15 protein-coding genes are annotated in these 18,046 nt (G+C 49.3%); 9 read left to right on the top strand and 6 right to left on the bottom strand.

All coding sequences use genetic code 11. The features are described 5' to 3' along the window. Nucleotides 1-4: 4 nt before the first annotated feature. Nucleotides 5-595, bottom strand: coding sequence for a hypothetical protein (locus tag N836_RS43135; protein WP_023070794.1), 591 nt, complete (start codon nucleotides 593-595; stop codon nucleotides 5-7). Between the two features lie 328 nt (nucleotides 596-923). Here N836_RS43135 and N836_RS76905 point away from each other — a divergent pair, with 328 nt between their 5' ends. Next, nucleotides 924-1,100 (top strand): hypothetical protein, encoded by a 177-nt coding sequence (locus N836_RS76905; RefSeq protein ID WP_200867379.1) that lies wholly within the window; start codon nucleotides 924-926, stop codon nucleotides 1,098-1,100. A gap of 110 nt (nucleotides 1,101-1,210) precedes the next feature. Here N836_RS76905 and msrA read toward each other — a convergent pair whose 3' ends face one another. Together msrA and N836_RS43120 are read right to left on the bottom strand one after the other, a co-directional pair. Continuing rightward, nucleotides 1,211-1,690 (bottom strand): peptide-methionine (S)-S-oxide reductase MsrA, encoded by a 480-nt coding sequence (gene msrA, locus N836_RS43125; protein ID WP_023070792.1) that lies wholly within the window; start codon nucleotides 1,688-1,690, stop codon nucleotides 1,211-1,213. A 79-nt stretch (nucleotides 1,691-1,769) separates the two neighbouring features. After that, on the bottom strand, nucleotides 1,770-4,112 hold the full coding sequence (locus N836_RS43120) for an alpha/beta fold hydrolase (RefSeq protein ID WP_023070791.1): 2,343 nt from the start codon (nucleotides 4,110-4,112) through the stop codon (nucleotides 1,770-1,772). Between the two features lie 172 nt (nucleotides 4,113-4,284). Between N836_RS43120 and N836_RS43115 the strand changes: the two genes are divergently transcribed. The 6 genes from N836_RS43115 to N836_RS43090 all read left to right on the top strand — a co-directional run bounded on the left by N836_RS43115 (nucleotide 4,285) and on the right by N836_RS43090 (nucleotide 11,535). Beyond that, nucleotides 4,285-5,514, top strand: coding sequence for a sensor histidine kinase (locus tag N836_RS43115; RefSeq protein WP_023070790.1), 1,230 nt, complete (start codon nucleotides 4,285-4,287; stop codon nucleotides 5,512-5,514). After that, nucleotides 5,511-6,149 carry a response regulator gene (locus N836_RS43110; protein ID WP_023070789.1) on the top strand — a complete coding sequence of 213 codons (639 nt, stop codon included), beginning with the start codon at nucleotides 5,511-5,513 and terminating at the stop codon, nucleotides 6,147-6,149. Before N836_RS43115 ends, N836_RS43110 begins: the two co-directional genes overlap by 4 nt. Before the next feature lie 170 nt (nucleotides 6,150-6,319). Next, entirely contained in the window at nucleotides 6,320-7,360 is a 1,041-nt protein-coding gene (locus N836_RS43105) for a FecCD family ABC transporter permease (protein WP_023070788.1), read from the top strand. Nucleotides 7,361-7,362: 2 nt separating this feature from the next. After that, on the top strand, nucleotides 7,363-8,196 hold the full coding sequence (locus N836_RS43100) for an ABC transporter ATP-binding protein (RefSeq protein WP_023070787.1): 834 nt from the start codon (nucleotides 7,363-7,365) through the stop codon (nucleotides 8,194-8,196). Nucleotides 8,197-8,333: 137 nt separating this feature from the next. Then, nucleotides 8,334-10,613 (top strand): TonB-dependent hemoglobin/transferrin/lactoferrin family receptor, encoded by a 2,280-nt coding sequence (locus N836_RS43095; protein ID WP_161634924.1) that lies wholly within the window; start codon nucleotides 8,334-8,336, stop codon nucleotides 10,611-10,613. A 37-nt stretch (nucleotides 10,614-10,650) separates the two neighbouring features. After that, nucleotides 10,651-11,535 carry an ABC transporter substrate-binding protein gene (locus N836_RS43090; RefSeq protein WP_023070785.1) on the top strand — a complete coding sequence of 295 codons (885 nt, stop codon included), beginning with the start codon at nucleotides 10,651-10,653 and terminating at the stop codon, nucleotides 11,533-11,535. 17 nt (nucleotides 11,536-11,552) lie between these two features. On the opposite strand, the gene N836_RS43085 is transcribed toward N836_RS43090, so the two are convergent. Together N836_RS43085 and N836_RS43080 are read right to left on the bottom strand one after the other, a co-directional pair. Continuing rightward, entirely contained in the window at nucleotides 11,553-12,104 is a 552-nt protein-coding gene (locus N836_RS43085; RefSeq protein ID WP_031291548.1) for a TerD family protein, read from the bottom strand. Nucleotides 12,105-12,151: 47 nt separating this feature from the next. Continuing rightward, nucleotides 12,152-12,937: an ABC transporter permease gene (locus tag N836_RS43080; protein WP_031291546.1), complete on the bottom strand. Its 786-nt coding sequence runs from the start codon at nucleotides 12,935-12,937 to the stop codon at nucleotides 12,152-12,154. Between the two features lie 382 nt (nucleotides 12,938-13,319). On the opposite strand from N836_RS43080, the gene N836_RS43075 reads away from it, so the two are divergent. Further along, nucleotides 13,320-15,278: an FAD-dependent oxidoreductase gene (locus tag N836_RS43075; RefSeq protein ID WP_023070782.1), complete on the top strand. Its 1,959-nt coding sequence runs from the start codon at nucleotides 13,320-13,322 to the stop codon at nucleotides 15,276-15,278. 194 nt (nucleotides 15,279-15,472) lie between these two features. Continuing rightward, nucleotides 15,473-16,615, top strand: a complete 1,143-nt coding sequence (locus N836_RS43070; RefSeq protein WP_023070781.1) for an aromatic ring-hydroxylating dioxygenase subunit alpha — start codon at nucleotides 15,473-15,475, stop codon at nucleotides 16,613-16,615. 28 nt (nucleotides 16,616-16,643) lie between these two features. Here N836_RS43070 and N836_RS43065 read toward each other — a convergent pair whose 3' ends face one another. Further along, the gene (locus N836_RS43065) at nucleotides 16,644-17,759 is read right to left on the bottom strand and encodes a DICT sensory domain-containing protein (protein WP_023070780.1); all 1,116 of its coding nucleotides are present in this window, start codon (nucleotides 17,757-17,759) and stop codon (nucleotides 16,644-16,646) included. Nucleotides 17,760-18,046 lie beyond the last annotated feature (287 nt).

Genomic DNA, 18,046 nt, shown 5'->3' with positions numbered 1-18,046 from the left:
AATTTTAGGACTGATGTAAAAAGGGCAGAACAAACCAGAGGGGAGCTTTCTCATCCAGGGTTACCCTGGCAGTGGCATGCATGCCTCCCAAAGGAATCATGTTAAGACTGCTGGCAGACCATTTGTAACCACTACTGGTATTAGGATCAGGGGTCAGTTCAATCAGCACCTCAATGGTCGTAGGCGCAGCTGGATCATCTAGCTGACGGACACCATCTAGGGTCATCACCGTGGGCAGTGACACCTGACTCACCTTGCCTTCTATACCCCCAGCCGCCTGTTTGTTCCCTTCTACATCAGGAATTAGCAGGACATCCATGCCCGGTTCAATTTGGGCCAGCTCTCCAGTGGGGAAATGTGCTACGCCAACTAATTCACCAGACTCGCCTTCAGCATAGGCCAGGATGGCATGGCTACTAGTGGTTACAGGAATGCGCCCTTCACAGGCCCAAAAAATAGCAGCTCCTAACAATCCGCCAACGGTCGCTAGTGGCAACCAGCTACGAGGTGAGACGATTTGCATCAGCTGGTCAAGCTGCTCTGGAGAAGATAACCGCTCTAAAGCTTCTCGACGAAAAATATTACTGTCGCCCATGCGTACCTCACCTCTAACCCAGCACTTGCAATGTGATTAATCACATTTGAAGTCTCAATGCCCCTTATAGCAGAAAGTTGAGCAAATGTGACCATACTCAGGAGATTCTAATAATTAGAGCTGCATTTAACTGGATTTCATCACAATTGACTTCTGATCTCTTAATAAAACCTCAGAAAACTCTTCAAAACCCCATATATCATTAAAAATTCATGAGAAGCTGACAAAATCTCTTCCATTTTGCGAGATGCTCGATATGATTGGGGAGTCCTGTGTTAGACGACCGGACAAGACTTTTGTTGTTTCTACATTGATTGAGGTAACTTCCATGGAAGAGCAGAACAAGAACGTTACTGACGAGCAATTGTCTGATGATCAGCTAAAGGATGTTGCAGGTGGTAACAAGCTTCATGAGCAGCGTCTTGAGCACTTAGACAATCAGACTAAGAGTGTTAAGGATATTCAGGCAGAGCGTCTGGACCAGCTTGACGAGCGTACTAAGTAACGATCTAGCTACAGTTGCTCAATTTGTGAGTTATCTGTATTAGCATTCAAAAAATTAAGAGCCCTGGTGATCCATCAAGAATCACCAGGGCTCTTCTTTAGGTCTGTTCTCTAAGACAGATACTGTTTTGAGTGGCGTTTAAGAGATTTTTTTTCAAAATACTGCTGATGCTCCTCACTGGCTAACCAGTATTGAGTCGCTACAACAATTTCGGTCACAATGGGTTGGGGATATTGGCTCGCCATCGCCTGTTTAGCTCGATGGGCCAGCTGCCGTTGCTCGTCCGTATGATAGAAAATGACTGAGCGGTATTGTTCGCCACGATCGGCCCCCTGACGATTCAGGCTAGTGGGATCATGAATCTGCCAGAAGCGGTCTAATAAGGTTTCGTAGCTAATTGTTGCTGGGTCATAGTGGATTTGGGCCACTTCAGCATGCCCGGTAATTCGAGAGAGGACATCCAAATAACAGGGATTTTCAAAGTGTCCACCCATGTAGCCAACGGATGTTTTGACCACACCAGACAACTGTCGAAATGCGTGTTCGGTTCCCCAAAAACAACCTGCTCCAAAAGTGGCACTTGCAACCATTGTGCTAATCTCCGATTATTGTTTCCCTGAGTTAGATGGGTGCTTGATAGCCGCTCCGTAGTATAGCGGTTTATCAGGATTATTCTCCACTCACTTTAGGGGCAAAGAGTTCTTGACCGGCTTGATACAGTGTCAGACCGCTCACGGTTTCTTCTGGCGCTGCCTGGAATTGGATCAAGATATCGGCAATTTTAGCCACAAATTGAGTCTCTGAAATGGGATACAGATTAAACGCCTCTTGCCCCGTAGCCTGAGCAATGAGTTGTTCTTCATTTACTGAAATCGCAATCTGCATGTTGGGCATTAGCTGGTAGGTGCCTGTGTAGCGATCATAGATAGCTGGGTCCAGCTCAACAATCTCTGGCTGACTGGATTCAGTTACCGTGACAGTATTGATATCAACGGTTAAAGCGTCCAGTTGTGTTTGTAAGTCGGGCGTCATCTCTGGTTGATAACGACCGCCAAGATGCTCAGCCAAAAATCGTTCCAGGGCAGCGGTCATGGCCAGCGTGTTGATTTCTTTACGGAAGCCATGGCCTTCATCAAGGGCGACTAGATATTCTACAGGGCGGTCTAGATCTCGCAACGCGGCCACAATTTGATCCGATTCGGCTTGCTTAACGCGCGGGTCATTGGCTCCTTGAATTACCATCAGCGGGGCTTGAATTTGTTCGGCAGCAAACAGCGGTGACTGGGCCTGCAGACGGTTGCGATCGCTTTCATCTTCGAGATCGCCCAACCGCAGCGCAAAGGTTGCGTGAAGCGCTGCCCAGTAGGGAGGAATTGACTCCAGCAATGTAATCAAATTAGAAGGCCCTACAGCAGATACCCCAACCGCATAAATATCGGGCGTAAAGGCTAACCCAGCCAGTGTTGCGTACCCTCCATAGGAGCCTCCAAAAATACCAACCCGTTCCGGATCGGCAATGCCTGCATCGATCAGATACTGCACCCCGTCCGTCAGGTCATGCTGCATTGCGCCGGTGCCCCATTCATTGTTACCCGCATTGAGAAAGGCTTTACCATAGCCAGTAGACCCGCGAAAATTCGGTTGGAGTACCGCATAGCCTCGATTGGCCAGAAACTGAGTAAATGGGTGATATCCCCATACATCCCGCGCCCAGGGGCCACCGTGGGGCATCACAATCGCCGGTAAATTCACCGGGTCTAGGCCCTGAGGCAGGGTCAAATATGCCGGAATTTCTAAGCCATCACGGGCGGTATAGCGCACTGGCTGCATGGTAGCCAGCTGCTGGTTGGATAGCTCTGGTCGCACTTCATAGAGTTTTTCCAGGGTTTGAGCGCTACTATCAAACAAGTAGACAGCCCCAGGATTGACATCGCTTTGGGCACTGATCAGCACCAGACGGTCATCCTGAGTCATGGATTGCACAGACAGTTCCATCTCAGGAAGTTGTTGCTGGATAAACGCCAGGTCGGCGGCAAACTGCTCCTCTTGAGGATAGATGCGGAGGCGATCACCAACATAGGCCGTTGCCACCAACTCATCTGTAGCCTCTGAAAATATGGCAGTGGCAAAATCTACCTGGTTTTCAGGATCAGCTTCTATCACCTGACTCTGTTGGCTCTCAAGATCTAGCAGTTCTAGCTGAATCAAATCTCCATCGCGATTGCTGATGAGATATACCCGCTGACCATCTGGATGAAAGCGAATGGGCATACAGGTTTCTTCAATACGGCAGCTATAGACAGGGATTAACCCATCATCCTTGACTGCCAAAATCTCATTGCCTTTTTCCAGGGTTTGACGATGGGCTAGACGGATATTGCCCGTTAAATCAGTTGTCCAGTGACCGATATTCTCATCATTCTGTAGCAACAATGTGCGGTCTCCCGTCGTCAAATCCAAACGGTAAATGTCGTGAAATCGAGGATCGCGATCGTTCAAACCCACAATAATCTGGTTAGGTGTTTGTTTAGGCACCGCATAGATCAAAGCTGTAGCACCCTCTAGGGGAGTTAAATTACGGGCGGTTGGAATAGTCTCGCCTAAAGAATTAGGGTCTACAGCATAGATATGGAAATCCTCATTGCCCCCCTTATCTTGCGCATAGAGAATATAGCGTCCATCGGCACTCCAAAAATAAGCAATGATGGGACTATCTCCATCTGCGGTCACTGGACGAGCCGCTTCCATGGGCTCATTGATGCCCTTAACCCACACATTGATCACCCCGTCTAGAGGTTTTTGAAATGCTAGAAACTGGCCATCGGGAGAAAGTTGAGCTCCGGTAATCTCTGGATTAGCAAAGAATAACTCCCGTTGAATCAGCGGGGATAGCTGATCATCAGCTGCCATCGCCGCATTTGTCGTCAGTGGTAAGGGTAAATTGCCAAACCCAAACCCCATCATGCCAATGGATATTGCTATTAACCCTGTACCCAGCTGTAGTTGTTTCATAAAAATCGACAGCCTCCGCAGGCTCTTCTATCTTTGCTCTTTAAAGTTACTCAGGATTTTGCAGCCAGTGCCATAGCGACAGGTCATCCCGACAAATGACATTTGTCATGGAAGTTTATCCATAACTTTCATAAGCTATAAAAGCAATCATAGAATTAGGCTAGTTAGGCTGATGTCAGCTCAGGCAACTCCTCAGATTTCCACCATCAATCCTTCAATTCCAAAAATTTTACGCTATGTGGAGTGGGCATTTTTGGTCATGGTGACCCTGAGGGTCTTGTTTCCTATCCTACATGACTCGGTGCCCTATGAAATCGGAGTAGGCGACTACCTGAATTTCTGTGTATTGGCAGTTTTAGCGGCGTTGAGCTTTGTTTTTCCAATTCGGCGACCCCTATGGCAACGGCAAAGTTACATTTTTATTGAGATTTTCTGTTTGTTGCTGACCCGTGCGTTTAGCGACTGGGGACTCGATCTGCTTCTCTTTTTGTATTTAGCCAAAAGTAGTTTTTTGTTGCGTCGTCGCGATGTTATCGTCACTGCCATTTGGGCTGGTATCGCCTGGCATGTTGGTTTAGTGTGGCGGTTGATGCAAAATGTGTCTACACCGATTGAGCAAATTCAAGCACGGGTGCAAATACATCTTGATGCTCTGCAAGCTGCTCCTCAGCTCATGGTGATTGATGCGGTCTTTAACAATCTGGTAATTTATGTTCCTTTCAGTGTCCTGATTATTTTGCTTTGTCTGACCCTGGTGGCCGAGTATAAGAGTCGCCAGCAGGCCGTTGCGTTATCCCAGGAAGTTGAACTGTTGGCAGCGGATTTAGAACGTAGCCGCATTGCCCGAGATATCCATGATTCCCTAGGGCATACCTTAATCTCCCTGGACGTACAGCTAGAATTGGCACAACGACTTTATAATCAAGACTCTGAAAAGGTGCAACAGGCGCTGAACACATCCAAACTGTTGGCGAGTCAGTCTGTCCGCGAAGTGCGCCGAGCAGTCACTACCATGCGAGAAGAAACATTTGATCTAAATTTAGCCCTGATGCAGTTGCTCGAATCCTTCGACTCTGAGCCATCCTTGACTGTCAAGGGCAATATCAACTTACCGCAGCTGGCGTTACAAACCAATCATCAGCTTTACTGCATGATTAAAGAAGGGCTAGAAAATATCCGTAAACATAGTCAGGCCCGGGTCATTGAGCTACAGGGGAAAGCCTCGGCAGAGATGGTTACTATCAGACTGGAAGATGATGGGATTGGTTTTGATCTGGCTAAACCTACCTATGGGTTTGGTCTCAGGGGGATGCATGAACGAGCCCAGCTGGTCGGTGGGTCGATGCGGGTGGATAGCCGACTAGGCCAGGGCACCTGTATTCAGATTAGGATACCTCGATGATTCGACTTTTATTAGCTGATGATCAACCCATTTTTCGGCAAGGACTGGCGACGTTGTTATCCCTTGAAGAGGATCTGATTGTGGTTGGTGAAGCCAATCATGGAGAGGAAGCCATTGCGCTGACGGAAACACTGCAGCCCGACATTATTTTGATGGATGTGCGGATGCCCATCTGTGACGGAGTCCAGGCAACTCAAGCTATTCATACCCGCTACCCCTGGATTCGGATTTTGGTTTTAACCACATTTGACAATGATGAATATGTGTTTAAATCCCTACAGTCAGGAGCATTAGGGTATTTGCTCAAAAGCACCCCGGCTCCCAAGGTGGCCGCTGCTATTCGTAGCTTAAACCAGGGCTATAGCCAATTAGGCCCCACCATTGCCCCCAAGGTGTTCTCTCAGCTGAACAATGCTCCGGCGGATCCTAAATCAACCGATTACGATATCCAATTTAATCGAAGAGAGTTGGAGATTTTGAAACTGTTGGGCCAGGGTAAAAGTAATCGAGAAATTGCGGCTGCCCTAAACCTAACCGAAGGCACAATTAAAAATCACCTGACAAATATTTTTTGCCAGCTGGATGTTCGCGATCGCACCCAGGCTGCCCTATGGGCTCATCAGTATCTTGGTTAACCCTGGCCTTTAGTAACCGCTCAGGCTGCTCACGTAAAGTCAATTGCTTTACTTGACATCTATTTTCATTAAAGGGATGATTTGCGTGGACGTTTATTTGTCCACAGAGCAATTACGGAAAAACTCCGGTTCTGGACATAGATGCAGGGTTAAGTCAGCGGCATACAGGCATGGGATCGGTTTCATCAAAAGCAGCTCTTCAACGGTCACGGCAGCGGTCGGTGTGGCCGCCGTTATTGCTGGTGGGTTTACTGCTATTGCTGGGGCTGTTTTTAACCATCGCTATCTCCTTGTCCTTTGGCTCTGTGGCCCTGACTCGCCCAGAATTATGGGCGGCTTTACTCAAAGAGGGCAGTACCATCAACCAGACAATTGTGTGGGATTTACGGTTGCCCAGGGTGGTGGCTGCGATCATGGTTGGGTCGGCTTTGGGGATGGCCGGGTCTTTGCTGCAAGGGATGTTGCGCAATGGGCTCGCCAGTCCGTTTTTGCTAGGGATTTCCTCTGGGGCAGGGCTGGCGGCTGTGCTGATCGTCGGTCTTAGGGTCTGGGCTATCTGGCTACCGTTGGGGGCCTGGCTGGGCGGGGTAATCGCGATGGCGCTGGTCTTTGCCCTGGCCAAAACCAGGGGTGAGATCTCGGTGGAGCGTCTCATCCTGGGAGGCGTTGCCGCCAGTACTCTGTTTGCGGCGCTGCAAACCATGCTGCTACTGTTATCTCCGGATGGCCAGGTGCAGGCTGCTCTGACGTGGTTGATCGGGAGTCTCAATGGCCGGGGTTGGACAGAAGTGAGAATTGTTGGCCCCAGTATGTTGATTGCTTTGCTCCTGGGTTGTTTACTGGCTCGGCAGGTGAATTTGTTAAATCTGGGGGATGATTTGGCGGTGGGGCTGGGGTCGTCCTTGGTGCGATCGCGACTGCTGATCGGCGCAGTCGCCACCTTGCTCACCGCTGGAGCCGTCAGCATTGCTGGTTTAGTGGGCTTTATTGGTCTGCTCGTCCCCCATGGCGTCAGATTTTTGGTCGGCAACGACTATCGACTAGTGCTGCCCTTTTCTGCCATGGGGGGAGCTTTGGTGCTTTGCTTTGCTGATTTATTGGCCCGCCTCGGTCCCATTGAGCTACCTGTCGGCATTGTCACCTCAATCATGGGAGCCCCCGTCTTTATGTGGCTGCTTTATCGTCGTAGTGGAGCTATTACGAGGGGCTAGCTATGGTTTTAGAAACATCCAATCTGCAAGGTGGCTATGGCGACACCACTATTGTTCAGCAGGTCAGCCTGACGCTACATCAAGGGGAATGGCTCAGTATTCTGGGAGCCAACGGGTCTGGTAAATCCACCTTGCTGCGACTCTGCGGGCGGATCTTATCTCCCCAACAAGGAACTATCTGGCTCAGCGGTGACGATATCCACAGCCTGTCACCGACAGCGGTCGCCCGGAAGCTAGCATTGCTACCCCAGCAACAAATTTTGCCAGCCGGTCTCAGTGTTTATCAGCTAGTGAGTCTAGGCCGTTCTCCCCACCAACCCTGGTGGCAGTGGGACCTCACCGCCGCTGATCACCAGCAGATTGAGCAAGCCCTAGCCTGGACAGACATGGAGCAATATCGCCATGTCCCCGTATCCGCGTTGTCTGGAGGTCAGCGACAGCGAGCCTTTTTGGCCCTGGCCCTGGCCCAGCAACCCAAGGTATTGCTGCTTGATGAACCGACTACCTACCTCGATATTCACTATCAGCTGCAGCTTTTAGAACTGCTCAAACAGCTCAATCAAAAACAACAGCTGGCCATCATCACCGTCCTGCACGATATTAATCTCGCCGTTCGCTACAGCGATCGGCTGGCCCTCATGCGCGAGGGCACTCTGTGGGCTGTGGGTGCAGTGGCCGATACCCTCACTCCTGACATTGTTAACCAGGTGTTTGACGTCGATGTAGCCATTGTAGACACCCCTGTGGGTCCCCAAATCTGTCCGTTGACCGCCAAACAATCTGCCCCCACCCCACCAAACGAAACCGTTGAATTGGCATCCAGCCCCGAAACATAGGCAGCCATAAACCACAGTCTGCTGGACTGTCTTGATTTTCCAATTAGTCTAATAATCCTGAGATGAACTACCCGCGCTTATTGAGAATTTTTCTTTTTAAAGGCCCATGCTTAATGCTCCTAATGGCTGCCCACGCCATGGCAGCATCCGAAAATACGCCTCACGGTTTGCCTGTAGCTACTCCGGAAACCAGGTATCTTGCTCAGACACCCCCCGAGCCAGTAGACCCAACTGAAGATAATGTCATCGACGAGGATGTGGTTGAAGATGAAGACGGGTTGTTACGGATTACAGTTACCGGCACTCGTACCCCCCGCACCATTCAGACATCGCCAACCACTGTGACTGTGATGGATGCAGAGGAGGTTAATCGCCTATTGATTCGCGACATTTCTGACCTGGTTCGCTATGAACCCGGTGTATCGGTTAGAAATAATCTGCAATTTGGCCTACAGGATTTTAATATTCGCGGAATTGATGGTAACCGGGTGCTGATTCAAGTCGATGATATCCGGCTACCCTCCGCTTTTCAATTTGGTAATCCAGTCACCGTGGGGGCCGGGTTTAATTTGGGCAGAGATTATTTTGATACTGAAATCCTCCGGACTGCTGAGATTTTACGCGGTCCAGCATCTACCCTGTATGGCAGTGATGCCCTGGGTGGTACAGTCAGCTACTTTACCCTGGACCCCACTGAGCTGATTGATAATGTGGGTCGTAATTCGGCTGCCACCGGTTCGACCAATTTTGACAGCCGTAATGGCGGATTTGCCAGCACCCTGGTTCAGGTTTATCGATTTAATAATATCGATACCCTCTTAGCCTATTCTCGACGAGATAGTTCTGAAGCCGAAAATTTAGGGGATGACCAAATTAATAGCCGCAACAGTTTGCTGGGGAAATTGGTCTATAACTTGGATGAAACTAGTGCGGTTGACTTTACCGTGGAGCTATTTGATAACGATACCGACACCACCACAGCAGACGAGAATTTACCCCTAATTACAGGCACCACGACGCGATTTGAAGAAGAGATTGACACCAATCGCACCCGGTTTAGTCTGGCCTATAAATACGACAATGCAGAAAGCACATCCTTTCTTAACTTTGCCCAGGCCCGTCTTTATTTCCAGGATGCTCGCACCCAAGAAGAAAACGAGCGGGAGCTACTGTCGTTTGATTTTCGCACATTTCAAACATTGCCTGCTTTGCGGGTGAGTGAGAATCGCTTTGCCGATCAGGTGTTTGGGGGCGATGTTCAGTTGCGTAGTGACTTTGACTGGGGTAATAGCAGTCACCGGCTGACCTACGGAGTAGATGTTTCTAATACCTTTAATGCTCGACCGCGGGACCGAGTGCAAACTGACCTGATTACCGGCGCAACTACCCAAACGGCCATTCCCGATGACTTTCCCACACGGGATTATCCCAACTCAGATACCTTGAGGGCAGGGGTTTATCTCCAGAATGAGATTGAATTTGGTGACGGCAGCTTTAGTGTGATCCCTGGTCTACGCTACGACTATTACGACTTAAACATCTCCATTGACGAAGATTTTGAGCGGAATGGAGCCACGGCAACCGACTTTAGTGATAGCTCGTTTGCACCCAGTCTGGCGTTAGTGTATCAGCCCAGTTCTGAGCTGAGCTTCTATGGACGCTATTCCCGTGGCTTTCGTGCCCCCCAGTATGATGAGATTAACAGCGGTTTCACCAACCAAATTTTTGGCTACCGCACCGAACCCAACCCTGACCTGGAAGCAGAAACCAGCAACAGTTTTGAAGTAGGAATGCGAGGCAATTTCTCGAAGTTTAATTTTAGTCTGGCAGGATTCTACAACCGCTACGACGACTTTATTGACAACCAGCTAATTGATACAGAATTTGTCCAGGGGCGACCCTTTTTAGTGTTTCAAAACGTCAACCTGAATGAAGTAGAAACCTACGGGGCAGAGGCTAAGGCAGAATATCAGTTTACGCCTGGGCAAGGTGGGTTTAGCCTATTGGGAACAATTGCCTGGACCGAGGGGAACAATCTCACCTCAGATGAACCGTTGTCCACAGTTGACCCCATTGAAGCAGTCCTGGGGCTGCGCTACCGATCATCCGATCAACGCTGGGGGGCTGAGTTTGTCAGTACCCTGGTGGGCACTGCCCGAGGGGAAGGGTTTGAACCGGAAGCCGGCCAAGATCCCTTTGTCCCTGATGGCTACTCCGTGTTTGATTTGATTGGTTACTATCAGGTTCATTCTAATCTCACCCTAAATTTAGGATTGTTCAATCTGTTTGATACTGACTATGAACGTTATGCCGATGTGCGGTTTTTAGATAGCAACGATAGTCTATTTGACCTGCGGCGGGCTCGTTTTGAGCAGCCAGGATTAAATGTGCAAGCTGGGGTTACCTGGCAGTTTTAATGTCCATTGATGATATCAGCAGCTTAGGAGAACAATTATGACGACCCACGTTTTAGGAAAACTCTTTGGGGTGTTGAGTCTAGCCCTGACCGTCTCAGCCTGTAGCCCCAACCCTTCCTCTACACCCGCAACACCCGCAACACTAGAGACCACTGCTACAGCTGAAAATACACCTGAGAAGATTGTGGCGCTGACCTCCATCAGTGCTGATATTGTGCAGACGCTGGCTGACGATACCCTGGTGGCTATTCCTGGCAGTTCGCTGCTGACTGCAGATCCGCGATTTGAGGGATTAACGATTGTTAGCAGCGGACGCACTGAACCCGATCTCGAAAAAATTGTGGCGTTGCAACCTGACCTGGTGATTGGTGCGGCGGGATTCCATGATAAAACGCTGGAACGACTAACAGACTTAGAGGTCAATGTGTTATCTACAGAGATTGATGATTGGGAAAGTCTTAAAAACTTTACCCAAGTCCTGGCTACTCAGCTGAATGTCGATCCAACACCTTTGGTGGAACGGTATGATGCTTGTTTGGCACAGGCCTCGGACAGTGGCCCGACAGCAATAGTGTTGGCCAGCCGAGAACCGCTGTTGTCGCCTAACAAAGATAGCTGGGCAGGCAATTTTTTGGAGAAGTTTAATATTCAAAACCTGACGGCAGATTTGCAGGGTCAAAGTGAATTTCAAGGGTACATTACCCTATCTGCTGAGAAAATTTTGGCAATGAATCCAGAACAGCTGTTTTTTATTGACTCTGGCAGCGGTTTGGAGGAGGAAATCGCCCAGCTTAAAACCGATCCGTTTTGGGAACAGCTATCAGCCGTCCAATCCGATCAGGTTTATGGCTTTGACTACCATGGTCTGATCAACCCCGGCAGCGTTCAAAGCATTGAGCAAGTATGTGCAGCGCTGAGTTAAACGAGTGTTAACTGTTTTTAACTGTATTGGTGCAGAAGGTCATGGAGATTTCTGAGGGAGCTGGGTTCAAGACAGGAGACTATTTGCCATTGATCGACTGTGCGTTCCAATGTGGCGACAAACAGAGTAGTGACGTTTTGCCATTGGGCATTGGACAATGACCGATTGAGTAAAACCCGCTGACTGGAGCGATCGAGCAGACGCCAGCAGGCATTTGGGGTTTGGCTAAAGTCCTGGTGCTGTTCTTCACCACAGTCAATATTGACCACAAATAGCAGCTTGGTGATATCGACCGGCAGCTGTAACAGATGGATCACCAGTTGTTCGTCGTCACCGTCGCCTTCGCCGGTAATGCTGTCGTTGAGCAGTTGAATTGCGCCGGATGAGTGACGGGGATGTCCAGCATAGATCAATCCTTCTTTCCCAGCGGCCAATTTGCCCGTGGCAGTCAGGGCTAAAACCGCCATGTCTAAATCTAATTCTGTCTCGGGTTGGGCATCCCATCTGAGACCGCACTGGAGTAGGGTTATATGCTTGGGTAGAACTTGGCCATTAGTGTTTGCATTCATTGGCAAGACCATGCACAGCTTTATTTCAACTTACCGTTAAAGGGCCGCTAAAGGGTGCGTTCTAAACGCACCATCCGGCGGTAGGATAGCCAGCCAGTAATCACCATGGCCAGGGCAAATATTCCTAAAAAGCTGATATGGTGATTGGCTGCTTCTCCGGCCAGGGTCAGTGTTAACGCCTCTGTCATATGGAAAATGGGATTGAATTGGGCCAGCCGGATCAGGGAGTCGGGGAAAATGGCAGTGGGCATAAAGGCTCCACCCAGGATCAGTAAGGGTACGCCAAAGGCGGCGACTAAGGCATTGACATCTTCGGTGCGGCGGGCGAATTGGGTACCGAGGATAAAGCCGACGCCCACATAGGTGAGAATGCTGAGCAGAATAATGATTATGGCCAGGGGCCATGAGCCGGGAAAGGTTGCACCCAGGGCCAGGGCGATCGCAAACACCAATAATCCCTGACCCACCCCAATCGCACTGTGGGCCACCACAATCCCCAAAAAATAAGACACCCCGCGCAACGGTGACAGAAATAGCCGTTTCAGCGTATTTTGTTCACGCTCAGCCACCACCGTCGCCACACTGCCGCCCAAACAGCTAAAAAATAATGCTGCCCCCACCAGGGTTGGCGGGGCTACGACTGCTAACGCCTCTGCTCGCTCCAGCTGTGCCCGTTCTGCCGTAATCGCTCCATTCAGAAACAACAGTAATGTGGGGAAAATTGCCCAAAAAATCAAGCTGCGCCGCCGTCGCAATAGCTCTAGTAAAATGCGCTGGGCAACCGCCATAATTTCTCGCTGATAATTCGCAATTTGAGCTAGTAGGTAAGCCATTGGCATTTCCCCGTTACAGTCCTTTATGGTTTAAGATTTGTACCAAAAATGATTTATATCAAACTTGCCTAGTCATGGCCTAAAAGCACTTTATGGAAATGAATTCATGAGGTTTTATTTTTTCGATGTATGGGCGTTATCCATAACGTTGCGCCCACATCACGGTTGAGGCCGATGAACTTTCCGCTCTTCACCATAGGTGTTAACAGGCTGGTTAACTCTCCATCACCCGATACCGTCATTGATCATCCATAGTGCCTGAGGTGTCCGTATAGGTTTTGGGTTGAAGTATCAAAAATCTGCTTGACCTGGTTTGTCTTGACTTTTTAATCCTCATGACTCTCACCCTCTCAATCGTTCACCGATTACGTCTATTTCCTTAATGAATCCATTCCCTGAAACCTGGCAAACCCCTGACATTTCACGACGAAGCGCCCTGAAGCTACTAGGAGTCGGAGCCGTTAGCGGCACCTTGGGCTACACCCGCTTTGCTAAACCCCAACCGACGCTCCATCAAGTTGATCGGCTTGATTTACCACAAAAGGTAGGACGTGCTACCACCGCTGTAATTGTTGGGGGTGGTTTGGCTGGACTCGCAGCGGCCTATGAACTCAGTAAGCGCGGAGTCGCTGTCACGTTGCTAGAGCGCTCTCCCCAGCTGGGGGGCAAGATTGCTAGCTGGCCCATCAAAGTGGGCGATCATGAACTGCGGATGGAACATGGTTTCCATGGCTTTTTTCCCCAGTATTACAACTTGTTTAGCCTGGTGGATGAGCTCAAGGCACGGGATAATTTCCAGTCCCTTAATTTCTATGCAGTTCTCTATAAAAATGGCTACAAACCGGAGGCGTTTTACCCCAGCAATGCGGCGTTTCCCTGGAACATTGTGGATTTGGCGGTGGAATCAGACAACCGCCTGAAATGGGGGATTAATTTAACCAATTTGAAGCATTTGGAAGTGTTTCGAGAAATCACCAGCTTCCGTATGCCCCAAACCTATGAGCGGTTGGATCATCTGTCGGTGGAAGAATGGGGCCAGGGTCAGTTTCCTAAGGGGCTATACGATCTGTATTTTTTGCCCTTTGCCAAATCCAGCCTCAATTCGCCGGATGTGCTGAGTGCTGGTGAGCTGATGCAGTTTTTTCACTTTTACTTTTTTGGTAATCCTGAAGGACTGGCGTTTAACGGTACCTGCGAAGATATGGGTCGCTGTTTAGTGGACCCTTTAAGTGATGCAATTGTAGCCAATGGTGGTCGGATTCTAACGGGTGTAACCGTGAGTCAGATTAACTGGGGTGAGGGTAAGATCGCTAATGTTGAATACCAAAAAGGGCCAATTGCTGTCAATTCAGTGCCGTTCTGGTGCGATCGCAATCCCCTCTTGAGTACTGATGATACCGAATACTATGGTGCAGGCGACAAACTGTTTGTGACAGAATCCACCAGCGATCGCGCCATTTCCCTGACCTGTACCCACCAGGGCTGTAGCGTCAACAAAGAAGTTGCCGCCAACGGCGCAGGTTTTGTTTGCCCCTGCCACGGTGCCGCCTATGACGCTGATGGCCAGGTGGTGCGCGGCCCAGCCCAAGAGAATTTAGCTCAGTTTAAGGTGCTCAAACGAGAACGCGATCGCATCCAGCTGATGGCGGCTAACCCCGATAAAAAGGCTGAAGCATTCGCCAACAAGTTGGCAGCCGACTACTTTATTTTTGCCGCCGATATTCCCGGCATCAAAAATCTCTTTGCCCTCTCTCAGGGAGACCCCCATCCCACCGTTATGGCCCAGGTCGACCAGCTCCAGGTGGCCGATCCGTTTGCAGTGGGCCGTTTTTGGCTTGATCGCGATTTCCAATGGGAACACAGCTGGTTTACCTCCCTCTCCGGCTACGACCTCACTGACAGCATTACCCTTTACCATAAAGTCCAAGGAGACTATGCCCAATGGGCCGAAGATACAGGCGGGAGCGTTGTAGAGCTACACGCTTACTGTTATAAAGAGAATCAATTTCCTACCCAGAAAGCGCTATTAGACACCTTCAAACGAGAACTTTGGGAGATTGTTCCTGAACTAGAAGGAGCCACAATTTTGCACCAGGAACTCGTGAACCAAAAGAACTTTGCCGGATTTCCACCCGGTAGCTATCCCAACCGCCCTAGCAGCGCCACCGCTGTCCCCAACCTCCTGTTTGCCGGAGACTGGGTCAAAATGCCCTTCCCCTGCGGGTTAATGGAACGAGCCATCAGCAGCGGTTTACTCGCTGCCAATGAAGTTTTACAGCAAGAGGGCAGTGCCCGTCGTCCATTAATGTCGGTTAATCCCGAAGGCGTCTTCAAAATTTAGCGCTTTTTCACCGTTGCTGATTTGGCGGATAAATCGATCCGACCAGATTGCCCGATAGCGATATTGTTCAGATTAAATCCTACCGAAAATCAGCAACACCTTGATGATTTCATTCAGCTCTTTTACAGCTGAGTATGTGCGTTAGGGTGTAATCTAATTGCCGCGTTCCTTGCTGCCTTCTACAAATATCCTATATGGTTCAGCCTTTTTCTATCCTCACCTCTGGACAAACTGCTGCCGTATCGCTGGAAGCTGTTCGTCGTGCTCCGATTAATCTTAACCATTGGTATGTGGTGGCCCAAAGTAGTGAGCTCACCGATAAACCCTTGGGGGTGGTGCTGTGGCATCAGCGCATCGTGCTGTATCGTGAGCAGGCCAGGGACGCATCAGCTAACCAAACCGTAGTCCATGCCCTGGAAGATCGCTGCCCCCACCGCCAAGTCCGGCTCAGCCATGGCCAAGTGCAGGGCAATCAGCTAGAGTGCGTTTACCACGGCTGGCAGTTTGATCCCACGGGCGCTTGTGTGGACGTCCCCTACCTGAGCAAAAAACAAAAGCTGCCTAACTGTCGTCTGCGTACTTACCCAGTCAAAGAACAGGACGGTTTTATCTGGCTGTTTCCAGGAGAGGTAGACCAGGCAGATACCGTGCCGCTGATGGGAATACCGGAGTGGGATCACATTAATTACATTGCCTCCTACACCACCATCGACACCCGCTCCCATTTCTCATTTTTGATCGAGAACCTGATGGACATGTACCATGGGCGGCTGCACGATGATTTGCAAGCATGGGCCAATCCAGTGCTGCGTGAGATTGAAACCCATCCAACTCGCGTAGATGCCCATTACGATGCCGAAAGCTATTACAAAATCGACAAAATTTACTCCGTTGGCCAGCTATTTATTCCAGCTATGCGCCAGCTGCGTCCTACCAATCTGGATGTCAGCTATGTTTATCCCCACTGGCAGTCTGTTTTAGGAAAAGACTTTAAAATTTATTGTCTCTTCTGTCCGGTGAGTGAAACCCAAACGAAAGCCTATCTAGTTCATTTTGTTTCGCTAGGGGCCTTCCATCGGCTACACAAACTACCAATGCGGTTTCGCCGTTTTGTTAAAAACAGTCTGTTTAATGCGGCCCGTGGTTTGTTGGCAGGCTTAGTTGAACAGGATGTGCTGATGATGGAAGATGAGCAACAGGCCTTTGACAGCATGCCTCACCGCAAAGGTCCAGAATTTAATCAGACCATTATCAAGGTACAGCAGTTAATTGAGTATCAGGTCAACCAATCACAGCCATACTCCCTCCAGAGTAATATGGCCATTAAGTCCCCATAAAAAATCAACATGAGAAAAAAGACAGGCGTTATTTGGTTGTCAATCCCGGATAGTCGCAAGCTTTTACTTTCTGTTGATCGCGAGATTTAAGTTTTGACTGGGCTTGCTTCAGAAATTGCTTTAGCCCAATAGCCATAAAACGACCCACGGTTTCTAGCATATCCATATCTTCTTCATCCCAGGTATTGGGTTTGGGGTGCCCCAGGGCAACCACCCCCGGTTGCTTATGATGGTGGATAGGTGCTGCCATTAAGGACTGGGCACTGGGCAGCTGTGAGTCAAACCGCTGATGGTGGCTAATGTCCTGATACCGTATAGGACGTCCTTCGCGAATGGATTTGCCACAGATGCCGTCGGCCAGATGCACGCCCCAGCCTTTCCCCATGGCTTCTCCAGAAGCAACCACCACTTTATAACTATCGCTATCTGCCTGAAATGCGATCACAACCCCAGTCGCTCCAAACACCTCCAGCAGTACATTAGCTGCTTCTTCCAAAAAGGGCATCAACCGTTGGGCGGAAATAGCTGAAAGGGCCCGCAGTGTCTGTAACTGTGACCATCGCCGTTGACTGAGCGCATTTACAGTTTCTATTTGGTTAACCATATTGCTGTTGATTTCAGAAATATGGCAATTTTGCTGAACATAATCTCGTTCACGGATCGGCTCATAGGGTTTCTCCATCACCTGAGAAACAAGCAGTGCCACTCGTTCAATCACCTCAACATCATAGGACCAGACCGCATCAAAGCGGCGACCTTTCGTTGACGGATCGTAGCCGTCGACCTCACGGGCCACCAAGGTGGCCCAAAACGTAGGCGTATTGACTAACAAAAACCATTCTTGGGCCAAGGAAGAGGCTGGGGCTAGTTCAATAAATTCCAGTCCTGCAATTGTAGCGGGTTGGCAATCTGGCACCCCAAAAACATAAACCCGGCGGCAAATTGCCCCAAGTCGGCTGTAGCGGCGTAGTTGTTCAGGAAAATGAGAAAACCGTTGAAACCCGGCAAAAAAATCAGTTGTAATTTGATGATTAATAATTTGATCTTCTATCTGGTGACTAATCAGATTCATAACTGGAACGCTGTTTACCCGTCGCAGTGATTCATACTGATTTTTAAGAGATAAAAATAAGGAGATTCCCATGTCTGTATGCTCTGATTACACTTTCATAAGAGGCAACGATGAGATTGTTCTCATGAAGACCAGAGCCGATAAACAACGCCTAGCAATTAGACTAACAGACTATAGAGACTAACGAACATAGAAACAACTCAATGTAGGTAGGCTGAACAATTGCTGTTTAAATTAAAGTATAGGAATAAAATCAATCTAGACAGCACGTAGCATCTCGCTATGAATCGCAACAGAATCTTCAGTATGTAGTTAAAACTTTTATTGTTGTAAACCTCAGTCCTTAGCTCCACAGACAA

This window comes from Leptolyngbya sp. Heron Island J (assembly GCF_000482245.1).
Lineage (GTDB): Bacteria > Cyanobacteriota > Cyanobacteriia > Phormidesmidales > Phormidesmidaceae > Leptothoe.
The sequence above is the reverse complement of the archived record's forward strand: the minus strand, read 5'-3'. Positions and strand labels throughout refer to the sequence as shown.